This window comes from Pseudonocardia sp. WMMC193 (assembly GCF_021728735.1).
In the GTDB taxonomy this organism is placed as follows: Bacteria; Actinomycetota; Actinomycetes; order Mycobacteriales; family Pseudonocardiaceae; genus Pseudonocardia; species Pseudonocardia oroxyli.
In genome coordinates this window covers 2,655,026-2,666,467 of the sequence record NZ_JAKKDO010000003.1, presented here as the reverse complement: position 1 = coordinate 2,666,467, position 11,442 = coordinate 2,655,026, and the positions used below count along the sequence as shown (strand labels likewise).

General features: G+C 74.4%; 11 protein-coding genes and 1 riboswitch. Of the genes, 8 read left to right on the top strand and 3 right to left on the bottom strand.

Going from position 1 to position 11,442, the window contains the following annotated elements; all coding sequences use genetic code 11:
- Positions 1 to 77: 77 nt before the first annotated feature.
- Positions 78 to 524 (bottom strand): MarR family winged helix-turn-helix transcriptional regulator, encoded by a 447-nt coding sequence (locus L3X23_RS14020; RefSeq protein WP_237192634.1) that lies wholly within the window; start codon positions 522 to 524, stop codon positions 78 to 80.
- Positions 525 to 586: 62 nt separating this feature from the next.
- On the opposite strand from L3X23_RS14020, the gene L3X23_RS14015 reads away from it, so the two are divergent.
- Positions 587 to 955: a VOC family protein gene (locus L3X23_RS14015; protein WP_237192633.1), complete on the top strand. Its 369-nt coding sequence runs from the start codon at positions 587 to 589 to the stop codon at positions 953 to 955.
- Positions 956 to 969: 14 nt separating this feature from the next.
- Here the strand turns inward: L3X23_RS14015 and L3X23_RS14010 are convergent, their stop codons facing one another.
- On the bottom strand, positions 970 to 2,358 hold the full coding sequence (locus L3X23_RS14010; protein WP_237192632.1) for an aminotransferase class V-fold PLP-dependent enzyme: 1,389 nt from the start codon (positions 2,356 to 2,358) through the stop codon (positions 970 to 972).
- Between the two features lie 43 nt (positions 2,359 to 2,401).
- Positions 2,402 to 2,514: riboswitch (SAM riboswitch) on the bottom strand.
- Between the two features lie 455 nt (positions 2,515 to 2,969).
- Here L3X23_RS14010 and L3X23_RS36600 point away from each other — a divergent pair.
- The 7 genes from L3X23_RS36600 (at position 2,970) to L3X23_RS13980 (ending at position 10,222) form a co-directional block, all read left to right on the top strand.
- Entirely contained in the window at positions 2,970 to 3,056 is an 87-nt protein-coding gene (locus tag L3X23_RS36600; protein ID WP_374204987.1) for a putative leader peptide, read from the top strand.
- Positions 3,057 to 3,248: 192 nt separating this feature from the next.
- Positions 3,249 to 3,548, top strand: coding sequence for a hypothetical protein (locus L3X23_RS14005; RefSeq protein WP_237192631.1), 300 nt, complete (start codon positions 3,249 to 3,251; stop codon positions 3,546 to 3,548).
- On the top strand, positions 3,548 to 5,362 hold the full coding sequence (locus L3X23_RS14000) for a selenium-binding family protein (RefSeq protein ID WP_237192630.1): 1,815 nt from the start codon (positions 3,548 to 3,550) through the stop codon (positions 5,360 to 5,362). Before L3X23_RS14005 ends, L3X23_RS14000 begins: the two co-directional genes overlap by 1 nt.
- 13 nt (positions 5,363 to 5,375) lie before the next feature.
- On the top strand, positions 5,376 to 7,490 hold the full coding sequence (locus L3X23_RS13995; protein ID WP_237192629.1) for a hypothetical protein: 2,115 nt from the start codon (positions 5,376 to 5,378) through the stop codon (positions 7,488 to 7,490).
- Positions 7,491 to 7,500: 10 nt separating this feature from the next.
- Positions 7,501 to 8,751, top strand: coding sequence for a YeeE/YedE family protein (locus L3X23_RS13990; RefSeq protein ID WP_237192628.1), 1,251 nt, complete (start codon positions 7,501 to 7,503; stop codon positions 8,749 to 8,751).
- A 23-nt stretch (positions 8,752 to 8,774) separates the two neighbouring features.
- Positions 8,775 to 9,023 carry a hypothetical protein gene (locus L3X23_RS13985; RefSeq protein WP_237192627.1) on the top strand — a complete coding sequence of 83 codons (249 nt, stop codon included), beginning with the start codon at positions 8,775 to 8,777 and terminating at the stop codon, positions 9,021 to 9,023.
- A gap of 215 nt (positions 9,024 to 9,238) precedes the next feature.
- Positions 9,239 to 10,222 (top strand): nitronate monooxygenase family protein, encoded by a 984-nt coding sequence (locus L3X23_RS13980; RefSeq protein WP_237192626.1) that lies wholly within the window; start codon positions 9,239 to 9,241, stop codon positions 10,220 to 10,222.
- 96 nt (positions 10,223 to 10,318) lie between these two features.
- Here the strand turns inward: L3X23_RS13980 and L3X23_RS13975 are convergent, their stop codons facing one another.
- Complete coding sequence (locus L3X23_RS13975; RefSeq protein ID WP_237192625.1) at positions 10,319 to 11,407, bottom strand: MBL fold metallo-hydrolase; 1,089 nt, start codon at positions 11,405 to 11,407, stop codon at positions 10,319 to 10,321.
- Positions 11,408 to 11,442 lie beyond the last annotated feature (35 nt).

Genomic DNA, 11,442 nt, shown 5'->3' with positions numbered 1-11,442 from the left:
TACCACCCACCCCGACGAGGCAACGACGGTGACGCGCCCACGATGCGCCGCGCTCCCTGTGATCGCATGCCGAGCGGTCAGCCGCGCAGGGAACGGACCATGCTCCGGAGTATCCGCAGGGCGCTCTCCCGGTCGGCCTCGGTCAGGCCGGACAGCATCCGGACCTCGACGGACCGCACCGCGGCGGTCGCCTTCGCCAGGCTCCGCCGCCCGCTGGGCGTGAGCCGCGTCGGCAGCACCTTGCCGACGGGTGCCTGCGCGGGCCGGGCGACCAGGCCCTCCCGTTCCAGCGTCTGGAGCAGCACGTTCATCGACTGCCGGGTCACGAACGCGCCCCGCGCGAGGTCGGAGTTCGACAGGCCCGGCCGCTGGGCGAGCAGCTCCAGGCAGGAGTAGCGGGTCACCGTCATCCCCAGCGGGCGCAGCACGTCCTCCATCGCCAGGCGCAGCGCGCTCGACGCCTCCTTCAGCAGATAGCCGAGCGACGTCTCGAGAACGACGCCGTCGACCTCGTCTTGACTCATGTCAGGATTCTGACATAGCCTGGCTCGTGTCAGAAAGCTGACACGAAACGAGGAGTGCCACCATGCCCGTCACCGGCCCCGACTTCATCTCCCTCCAGGCGCGCGACCTCGCCGCCTCGCAGGCCTTCTACGAGCGGTACCTCGGGCTCGTCCGCGCGCAGGCCGGGCCGCCGCACGCGGTCGTGTTCGAGACCGAGCCCGTCGCGTTCGCGCTGCGGGAGGTCGTGCCCGGCACCGACCTCGACTCCGCCGCGCACCCCGGCATCGGGGCGGCGATCTGGCTGCACGCCACGGACGTGCAGGCCGTCCACGACGCGCTCGTCGCCGACGGGCACACGATCGTGGCCGAGCCGATCGACGGCCCCTTCGGGCGCACCTTCACCTTCGCCGACCCGGACGGCTACCGGATCACCCTGCACGACCGCGCCTGACGCGCGCCGCAGGCTCAGTGGCCGCAGCCGGAGGCGCCGCCCGCGGTGTGCCCGAGGCCGAACGGGTCGAGGTCGCGGGTGTCCCCGCGCGGGGTCCAGCGCCCCTGGACCTCGTGGTAGTCCCCGGCCGGGCCCTGCTCGGCGATGCTGCGCACCGCCGCCACCAGCCGGTCCACATCGGATGCGGTGGTGTTCAGGCCCAGGCTCACCCGGACCGCGTCCGCGCCGCCCGCCAGGCGGGCCAGCAGCGGGTGGGCGCAGAACCGGCCGTCCCGCACGCCGATGCCGTGCTCGGCGGACAGCGCGGCGGCGACCAGACCGGCCGGGACGTCCCGCACCACGATGCTGACGACCCCGACCCGGTCCTCGGCGTCCGCCCAGATCCGCAGCGGCACCACCTCGGCCACCTCGGCCAGGCCCGCCGTCAGCCGCTGCAGCAGCGCCCGCTCGTGCGCGGGCACCGCGGTGTCGATCACCGGGTCCAGGGCGCGGCAGGCGGCGGCCAGGGCGGCGGCGCCGAGCACGTTCGGCGTGCCGGCCTCGTGGCGGTGCGGCGCGGGGGCCCAGGTGACCTCGGCGGTCGCCCCGGACACGCCCACGGCCTGCACCGCGCCACCGCCCGCGAGGTAGGGCGCGGCCACGTCCAGCCAGTCCCGACGCCCGACCAGCGCACCCGCGCCGTAGGGGGCGTAGAGCTTGTGCCCGGAGACCACCACGTAGTCGACGTCCCAGGCGGCGATGTCGACGCGGCGGTGCGGGGCGAGCTGCGCGGCGTCCAGCACCACGCGGCACCCCGCGGCGTGCGCGAGGGCGGTGATCTCGGCGATCGGCGGGATCTCGCCGGTGACGTTCGACGCGCCGGTGATCGCCAGCAGGGCGGTGGGTCGCTCGGTCAGCGCCTCGGCGAGCCGCTCGAGGGTCTCCGCGACCGTGTCCGCCGCGGCGAGCACGCGGTGGTCGCCGCGCCAGGCGAGCAGCGTGGCGTGGTGCTCGAGGTCCAGGCAGAGCGTCGCACCCGGCACGGCCCCGGCCAGCAGGTTCAGCGCGTCGGTGGTGTTGCGGGTGAACACCGTGACGTCGTCCTCGCGGGCCCCGAGGAACCGGGCGACCGTGCCGCGGGCCGCCTCCAGGACCGAGGTGCACACCTGGCTGGCGTAGCCCGCGCCGCGGTGCACGCTGGAGTAGTAGGGGAGCAGCTCGGCGACGTGGTCGGCGACCGCCTGCAGGGCGGGCGCGCTCGCGGCGAGGTCGAGGTTGGCGTAGGGCACCGTGCGCCCGTCGACCAGCGGCACGGGCAGGCCGGTGCCGACCAGGGCGGGCAGTGCGACAGCGGCGGGCGGCGCGACCGCGGCGCCAACGGGTGCGGTCGGGGCGGCACAGGGCGCGACGGCGGTGTGGGACATGGTGATCCTCCCGGATCCGTGACAGGACCCGGCGCTGCACGCGGGTCCGCGCTTGCCACCGCGGGTTCGCGGCGGCCAGGTCGTCACCCGGAGCACCCCACCGCGGAGGAGGGTTGCCGACCAGCGAGCCGGGGCTTGACGCTGGCACTCATGACCTGCCGACGACGGTAGGCAACCGATCCGGCCCCGGTCAAGTGTGATCCGGGAAACGCCGAAATGACTGGACATTGTCGGGTCGAGCTCCCAGGAATGGTGGCCGATTGTCTGTTCTAGGCGGCGGCGCGCAGATTAACGGCGGATTTCCCCGGCCGGATCGGGAAATCGCGACCCTGGGTGATCATGGGGCCGTGCCAGCGGGCATCGTGTGGGCTTCCGTCGGCCTCCGAGCCCTGGTGAGATCGTCGTGCCGTGATCGGTTCCCGGGCAGGGGAACACGATGGGGTGAGAGTGGGTGCGACCCGCGCCGCGTGGGGACCGAGCCGTTTTCGGCGTCGAATCGCGTGGCCCCGGTCACGATTTCCGCCATTTCGGCCGTCCCAGACGCACCGGACAATGTCGATCTCGGGGGGCGCTGTTCGCCATTGCTCCATACGGGTGGCACAGTCCTCGGCATGCGCCTCACCACCACCTTCGCGGTTCGACGCCACGTCGACCTGCGCCGCGTGGCGAGCGCGCTGTGTAGCGCGACGGTGAGCTGAGGTCCGGGGCCGTTCGGCGACACCGCCGCAGACCCCGCCTCCCCCTCCTCGCTCCGACGCACCCCCGCGGTGCGCCAGGTTCGCGCCCGACCCGCCGTCCCGCCGTGTCCCAGGGCTCCCCGCTCCACATCGGACACCCCGGCGACGCGGGTCCCGCCGAGCCGTCCGCTCCCCAGAGAAGAAGGAATCACCATGTCCAGACTCCGAACGCGCCTGCTCGGCAGTGCCGTCCTCGCCAGCGCGGGACTCGCCGCGCTGGCGGGCACCGCGCAGGCCGCGACGCCGGACCTCGTGCCGGACCTCGCGCCGGTGCTGTCCGCGCCGACCGGGATCGACCCGGCGCCCGCCCCCACGGCGCCCTACGTCGAGCCCAGCCAGACGTACTACGACGACCCGCTGAACCAGCAGCTCGACTTCGCCCCCGCCGGCGTGCCGATCGCGGGCCTGATCAAGTCGGTCGCGGGCGCGCCCACCCGACTGCTCCCCAGCTGATGCGCGGCGCACGCAAGGTCCTGCTCGGCCTGCTGGCGGTGGGGGTGGTCGCCGGGGTCACGGCGATCCCGAGCGGCGACGCCTACGCGGACGTCCAGACGGTCCGGTCCTCGATCAAGGGCGCGGACGGCAAGGACTACTGGGTCGAGAACAACCTGGTGGACACCGCGACGAAGCCGGACGCGGGCACCCGTCCCGAGTACATGGTCGTCTGGGCCGGTGACGAGAACGTCGCGGACACCGTCGTCCCGGACGTCAAGAACCTGCCCGGGTCGCTGGCGAACCCGCTCGACAAGGCGCGCAACGCCCTGCCGGGGCCGGACTTCATGGCGGTCGTCGACGTCACCAAGGGGTCGGCGAACTACGGCAAGGTCGTGAACACGGCCACCGTGGGCCCGCTGGTCGAGAACGAGCCGCACCACATGCAGTACTCGTGGCGCAAGGGCGACAAGATCTACGCGGGTGGCCTCTTCTCGGCGGCCACCTACGTCTTCGACGTGTCCGCGCTGCCGGAGCTCAAGCTCTCCGGCATCAGCCTCCCCAGCCAAACCCTCTGCGGGTCGGTGCCGGACGCGTACTGGGTTCTGAAGGACGGGACCGCGTACGGGACCTACATGGGCGGCCCGGTCGTCCCCGGTCCCTGCACCTACTCGAACGGCGAGGTGCGCACCGGCAACGGGTTCGCGGGTACGCCGGGCGAGGTCGTGCGCTTCGGTCCGGACGGGCAGAAGCTGGTCGAGGCCCCGGCCGCGACCCGCACCCCCGAGGACCCGACGCAGTGCCTCAACATGCCGGCGCTCGGGCAGCCCAGCTGCGCGAACCCGCACGGCATCCAGGTCCGCGAGGACCTGAACACGATGGTCACGAGTGACTACGCCGAGCCGCGGACGATCATCCTCGACCCGGTGAAGGCGCCGTCGCCGTACCTGCGTCGACCCACGGTGCGGACCTGGGACATCTCCGACCTGAACCACCCGAAGGTCAAGTCGGTGTCCTACCTGCCGACCGGTCCGCGCTCCGGCGCGGGCGACCCGCTGCACAACGAGAACCGGGCCGCGATGGAGACCACCGTCACCAACCTGCCCGGCCACAAGGGCGCCTTCGCCCAGACCATGCAGGGCGGCGCGCTGTTCTACACGCCGGACATCACCGTTCCCGAGCCGGAGTGGAAGGAGATCTACGACCTCTCCGCCGCGGTGAAGGAGCTGGACCCGAAGGCGGGCGACAACGGCGGACCGTCGTCCAACGGCGGCTGGCTGCAGACCAGCCCGGACGACAAGACGCTCTACCACGCGATCATCGGCCGCAAGCCGGGCGCGCTCGGGCCGACCGACCCGGGGACGAACGGCGGCGTCATCGCGCTGGACATCGAGAAGCTGGTGAACGCCGGCACCGACGCCCAGTGCTCCATCGACACCGAGGCCGAGATCGCGGCGGGCGGCGCCGAGTCCGACTGCCCGACGCTCAAGGGGCACCAGACGATCAACCCCGGCAAGGCCGCGGGTGGTCCGCACTGGGGCGCGCTGGACACCCTCGAGCTGGGGGCCGACGGCTTCTACCACCAGACCGACCAGCCGAAGCGGCTCGCGACCGCGAACTACTTCGTGGCGCGCACCGGCACCGACGGTGACCACCGGGTCTGCCTCGTGGACATCGCGCAGGACGGGTCCCTGACCCTCGACGCGGACTTCAAGGACGAGAACACGGGTGACACCTGCATCTCGTTCAACCGGGAGCGCTGGCCGCACGGCGCCTTCGGCAACGCGAAGCCGCACTCGATGCTGTTCGTCGCGAACGATGCCGACATCAAGTAGGCGTCTCCTGGTCGTGCTCCCGCTCGCCCCGCTCCTCGCGGTGGCGGGCGGGGGCACGGCCTCCGCCCTCGACGCGGGCTCGCCCACCTCCGCCGCACGTGCGGCTGCGGCGCTGGGGGAGCAGGCGGGGGCGTTCGCGGTGGGCCTGCGGGTCGCGCTGCTAGTCGGGACCGCGCTGGTCGCGGGCCTGGCACTGGTCGGGCTCGTCGCCCCGGCGCCCGCCGGTCGGCCCGGGCGCGGCATCCGGGTGACGGGCTGGGTGGCGGCGGGCGTCGTGGCCGTCGCGGCCGAGGTCGTGCACCTGACCGGGGACGTCGCGGTGCTCGGAACGGTCCTGCAGGTGGTGGCGGCCCTGGCGGCCGCGGCGCTGATCGGGTCCCGCTGGGCCGCCCTCCCCGGGGCGGTCCTGCTGGGTCTGCTGGCGGTGCAGCTCGGGTCGGTCCGGACCGGCCTCCCGTTCCTGCTCGACGTCGCGTACGCCATCGGGGCCGCCGCCCTGCTCGGCGCCGCGGCGACGCTCGCCGCGGCCCGGCGCGGGTCCGCTGCCACGCGCACGCGAGTCGCCCCTCCCCAGGGGACTCTCGAGGCGCGCCGCTCCCGCGAGAACGCAGAGGCCCCGACGGTGCAGTTCGCGGCCGTGGCGTCGGGCGCCGCCGTCCCGGACGAGCCCGCCGGTCGGGGCGGGCCCCCGCTCGTCCCGGTCGCGATCGTCGGCGGGCTGCTCGCGACGGCGGCCGCGCTGGCACAACTGCTGGTCAGCGGCCCGCAGACGAGCCACGACCTGGTCGGCAGCCCCTACGGCCTCGCCTCGCTCGCGGCGGTGGCGCTGCCGCTGCTCGCGGTCGTGGGCGTGGCGGTCGCGGCCCGGCCCGAGCGCACGTTCCGTGCCGGCGGCGCGATCGCGGCGGCACCGGGCGCACACGACTCGCGAGCGTCCGGCGCCGAGCACACGACACCGGCGCTCGGCGCCCCGCGCCCGGGCCGCGAGCTCGCCCGCATCGGGGCGGTCGTCGGCGGCGTGGGGCTCGCGGCGGCGTCCGTGCTGGCGGCGCTCCCGCCGCCCGGTCCCGCACCCGTACCCGGCCAACCGCTGCTGCGGACCGTGGCGAGCGGCGGCGAGACCCTCGCCGTGCTCGTCGCGCCGCTGCGGCCGGGACCCAACCTGGTGCACGTCTCGGGGGACTACACCGCCCCGGCCGCGACCACCCCGGTCGCGCACCACCACGGAGCCACCCCGGCGACGGCGACCGTCGCCGCCGGGGACGCCCCGCCCGTCCCGATCACGGCGCGGGACGGCGCCGGGGGCGGCTGGGCCGTCGTCGACCTGCCCCCGGGGAAGGGCACGCTGACGCTCGCCGTCGGCACCGGGTCGGCGACGGTCCCGGTCGACACCGGGACCGCGCCGGAGCAGGCCGGGGCGCTGGTCGGCCCGGACGGGCCGGAGTGCGCGTCCGCCCTGCTCGGGGACCTCGCCGGGCAGCGGCCCGGCACCCCCGCGCCGGAGGTGGGCGCCTGCCCGTCGGACGCCCTGTCCGAGGCGGACGCCGACGCGCTGCGGGCGACCGTGCGCGGCATCGTCGACCGCGGGGTGGACCGGATCCGGCTGGTCGCCGACGACTCACCCCGCTCGGTGCAGGCCGCCGCCGTCGTGCACGAGGCCGCCCCGGACGTCTCCTACTCCGACCGGCCCGACCCGGACTCGGCGCTGGTCGTCGTGTCCGGCTGGGCGCCCGCGCGGGCGGCGCTGGACGACGCGTCGGCCCGCGCGCTGGAGACCCCCACCCACCTGGGTGGGACCTACCTGGCGCCCTGGCTGCTGACCCCCGGAGTCGTCACGGCGACGGCGTCCTCGGTGCTGCCGCTGACGTTCGACCCGCAGGACACCCGGTCGCGGAACTACGCGGGAGCCGTCGCCGCGCTGTTCCCGGGTGAGCCGCCCGCCACCGCCGGGTACCTGGCGTGGGCGCGGCACGAGGGCGTCCCGCCCGCCCCGCGACCGACGCTCTACGGCGCCGCCCCGGTGGACGTGCCCATGACCAGCACCGGCGAGCACCACGCCGGCACCCCCAACCCGGCGTCGTGGTTCCCCGGCGGGACCGTCGTCCCGGTCTCCGCCCCACTCGACTAGAGGAGTCACCGTGTCCGTACTCACCGACCTGCGCGCCACCGAGCGCGCGGCGTTCGGACCCCAGGACCGCAAGGCCGCGCCCGTCCAACCCGTCCCGACCGCCGCCGCGGTCCTGCTCGCCGCCCTGTTCCTGTGGGGCGTCTCGCGGGTCGCGCCGACGACGATGGTGCTGACCGGCGCGCTCGGGCTGCTGCTCGGGTTCACCCTGTTCCACTCGCGCTTCGGCTTCACCTCCGGGTGGCGCCAGCTGGTCGCCGTGGGGCAGGGCGCGGCCATCCGGGCGCACATGCTGATGCTCGGCGTGGCGACGGTCCTGTTCGGCGTCATCTTCGCGACCGGCATCGGCCTGTCCGGCGACCCGCGGGGCTATGTCAACCCGGTCGGCATCGGGCTGGTCGTGGGCGCCTTCCTGTTCGGCGTCGGGATGCAGATCGGCGGCTCCTGCGCGTCCGGCACGCTGTTCGCCGTCGGCAGCGGGCAGTCGGCGATCGTGCTGACCCTGTTCGGGTTCGTCGTCGGCTCCGTCTTCGCCGCGCTGACCTTCCCCTTCTGGACGTTCGTGGTGCCCCAGGGCATCCCGGTCGACCTCAGCACGGTCTTCGGCATCCCCGGCGCGGTCGCGGTCTCGCTGCTCGTCATGGTGCTGATCGCCGGCGCCACGTACGTGGTCGCACGCAGGCGGAACCCCCCGCCCGTCGAGCGTCCGCCGTCGGCGGCGGGCCTGGCCCGTGCGCTGCGGGGCTCGTGGCCGATGTGGGTGGGCGCGATCGCGCTCGCGGTGCTGAACGCCGGCGTGCTGTTCGTGTCCGGCCAGCCGTGGGGCGTGACGTCCGCGTTCGGGCTCTGGGGCGCGAAGGTGCTGCAGTGGTTCGGGGCCCAGCCCGAGAACTGGGCGTTCTGGCAGGTGCCCGCCAACGCGAAGATGCTGGCCGGGCCGGTGCTCGCCGACCGGATCTCGGTGCTGGACATCGGGATCATGGTGGGGGCGCTCTTCGCCTCCGGCGTGGGCGGCGCCTTCCTGCTGCACAAGCGGATCCCGTGGCGGATCGCGGTGGGCGCGGTCGTCGGCGGGATCCTCATGGGGTACGGCGCGCGGCTCGCGGGCGGCTGCAACATCGGCGCCTACTTCTCCGGGATCGCCTCGTTCAGCCTGCACGGCTGGATCTGGGGTGTGGTCGCGCTGGCCGGGACGTGGGTCGGACTGCGGCTGCGGCCGCTGTTCGGGCACACCAACCCCAAGCCGGTCGACTCGCTGTGCTGAACACATCATCGAAGGGACACACCATGATCCGCAGCTCCACCACCGCCGTCCTCGGGGGCGTCGCCCTCGCCGTCCTCGGGGCGGGTCTGACCGCCACCACCGCGAGCGCGGCCCCGGTGATCGCCGAGCCGTCCACCCCGCCGGCGGAGACGCCGGTCGCCGGCAACCCGGTGTGGGTGACCGACCACCTCCCGGTGCCGATCGACGACCCGACCCTGGGCGTGTTCGACCTGCTGGCGCCGGTGTACGGCGCCCTCGGCGGGGTCAACTGACCCACCGCACCGTGGAGCCACGGCGGTCGTTCCGAGCCCCGAGAACGACGGTCGTGGCTCCACACCGCGTCGGCCGTGACGGAGAGCCGATTGACGCCCCCGCCTCCGCCCGGCACGATCACGAGCACCTGAAGTCATCGATCGTTCGTTCAGTGACTCGTGCGCCGACGCCCGCCGGGCCGGCCCGCGGATCCTGGGCGGGGACGGGAGTGCGGATGCGGACGCGGTTCACGGAGCTGTTCGGGGTCGAGCACCCGATCGCCCAGGGGGGCATGCAGTGGGTCGGGCGCGCGCCGCTCGTGGCGGCGGTGGCGAACGCGGGGGCCCTGGGGTTCATCACGGCCCTGACCCAGCCGACGCCGGAGGACCTGCGTGCGGAGATCCGCCGCTGCCGAGAGCTCACCGACCGGCCCTTCGGGGTGAACCTCACGATCCTCCCGGCGATCACGCCGCCGCCGTACGCCGAGTACCGGCAGGTGATCATCGACGAGGGCGTGCCCTTCGTCGAGACGGCGGGCGCGAACCCGGTGGACCACCTGCCGCACTTCCACGACGCGGGGATCAAGGTCATCCACAAGTGCACCTCGGTGCGCCACGGCGTGAAGGCCCAGTCGCTCGGGGTGGACGCGCTGTCGATCGACGGCTTCGAGTGCGCCGGGCACCCCGGTGAGGACGACATCCCCGGCCTGATCCTGCTCCCCGCCGCCGCGGACGCGCTCGAGATCCCGTTCATCGCCTCCGGTGGCTTCGGGGACGGCCGCGGTCTGGTCGCGGCGCTCGCGCTCGGCGCGGACGGGATCAACATGGGCACCCGGTTCATGGCGACCGTCGAGGCCGACATCCACCAGAACGTCAAGGACCGCCTGGTGGCGGCCCAGGAGCGGGACACCCAGCTGATCTTCCGGCAGCTGCGCAACACCTCCCGGGTCGCCGACAACGCGGTCTCCCGCGAGGTCGTCGAGAAGCTGAACGCCGGCGCGACGTTCGAGGAGGTCCGCGACCTCGTCGCGGGCACCCGCGGCCGGCAGGTCTACGAGACGGGCGACCTGGACGCGGGGATCTGGTCCGTGGGCATGGTGCAGACGCTCATCCGCGACGTCCCGACCTGCGCGGAGCTCGTCACCCGCATCGTGCGGGACGCCGAGCAGATCATCACCGAGCGCCTCGCCGCCGCCGTCGGCACCACGGCGGCCGCCTGAGCGCCCTGCCACCCACGCGCATTGTGGAGCCACAACTGTCGTTTCGGGCCCCGAAAACGACAGTTGTGGCTCCACAATGCGTCAGGCGACCGTGCGTCAGGCGACGGCGCGGACCGTCACCGTCTCGTCGCCCTGCGGGGCGCCCATGAGCGGGTCGCCGTCGCACACCAGCAGGCCGCGGTCGGCGAGGTAGCGGACGTGCGAGGCGGTCTCGGCGAGCGCGCCGATCCGCATCCGGCCGACCTCGTCCCAGGGGCGCGACCAGGTCAGCTTCGCCGTGACCTCCCACATCGTGGGGCGGCCCGCCTCCCGGACGATGTCGAGCAGCTCGGCGCAGCGCTCGGCGTGGTGGGCCTGCAGCGCGCGGGCCCGGGCCGCGAGACCGCGGAAGCGGTACTCGTGCGCGGGCAGCGCGGTGAGGCCGCCGAGCTCCTCGTCCTGGCGGGCGACCTTGTCCAGGGAGTCCAGGAAGGTGGCGAGGGCGGGGGAGTCCGACTGGTGCGGTGTCATCCCGATGTTGGGGGTGATCCGGGGCAGCACGTGGTCGCCGGTCAGCATGACCCGGGCGTCGGTCTCCAGCAGGCAGATGTGGCCCGGCGTGTGCCCCGGCGTCCAGACGGCCGTGACCCGCCTGCCCGTGATCGGCAGCGGGTCGCCGTCGGCGAGCAGCACGTCCGGCCGGGCCATGTGCTCGAGGTCCGCCCGCCACGCCTGCGGCCCGGTGAGCTCGTCGATCTCGGGCTCCGACGCGCCGCACCCGCACAGCCAGCCGGCCATGGTGTCGCTGCGCCCCACCGGGGAGCCGCGCTCGGGGAGCGTGGCGGCCTCCTCGGGGTGCATGGCGATCCACGCGCCGGAGCGCTCGGCGAGCCTGCCGGACAGGCCGTGGTGGTCCGGGTGGATGTGCGTGGCCACGATCCCGACGACGTCCTCGGCGCGGGCGCCCGCGGCCGTGAGGCCCGCCTCCAGGGCCGACCAGCCCTCGGGGCTGTCCCACCCCGGGTCGACCACGACGACCCCGTCGTCCGCCGGGATCAGGTAGGCGAGCGTGTAGCGCAGCGGGTTGTCCGGGATCGGCACGGGGACCGACCACATGCCGGCCTCGAGCCGCTCGACCGGCGGGAGCACCCGCGCCATCCAGGCCTGCTGCTGCGCGGTCCCGACCACCTCGACGCCGCCCGTCACCGGCCACCTACTTTCGACACGCTGAACGTCCGATA

What these genes read in the sequence shown, in the direction of transcription:
- L3X23_RS14020 (WP_237192634.1), bottom strand. Translation starts at nt 524, where the DNA reads ATGAGTCAAGACGAGGTCGACGGCGTCGTTCTCGAGACGTCGCTCGGC.
- L3X23_RS13980 (WP_237192626.1), top strand. Translation starts at nt 9,239, where the DNA reads ATGCGGACGCGGTTCACGGAGCTGTTCGGGGTCGAGCACCCGATCGCC.
- L3X23_RS14000 (WP_237192630.1), top strand. Translation starts at nt 3,548, where the DNA reads ATGCGCGGCGCACGCAAGGTCCTGCTCGGCCTGCTGGCGGTGGGGGTG.
- L3X23_RS36600 (WP_374204987.1), top strand. Translation starts at nt 2,970, where the DNA reads ATGCGCCTCACCACCACCTTCGCGGTTCGACGCCACGTCGACCTGCGC.
- L3X23_RS14015 (WP_237192633.1), top strand. Translation starts at nt 587, where the DNA reads ATGCCCGTCACCGGCCCCGACTTCATCTCCCTCCAGGCGCGCGACCTC.
- L3X23_RS14010 (WP_237192632.1), bottom strand. Translation starts at nt 2,358, where the DNA reads ATGTCCCACACCGCCGTCGCGCCCTGTGCCGCCCCGACCGCACCCGTT.
- L3X23_RS14005 (WP_237192631.1), top strand. Translation starts at nt 3,249, where the DNA reads ATGTCCAGACTCCGAACGCGCCTGCTCGGCAGTGCCGTCCTCGCCAGC.
- L3X23_RS13985 (WP_237192627.1), top strand. Translation starts at nt 8,775, where the DNA reads ATGATCCGCAGCTCCACCACCGCCGTCCTCGGGGGCGTCGCCCTCGCC.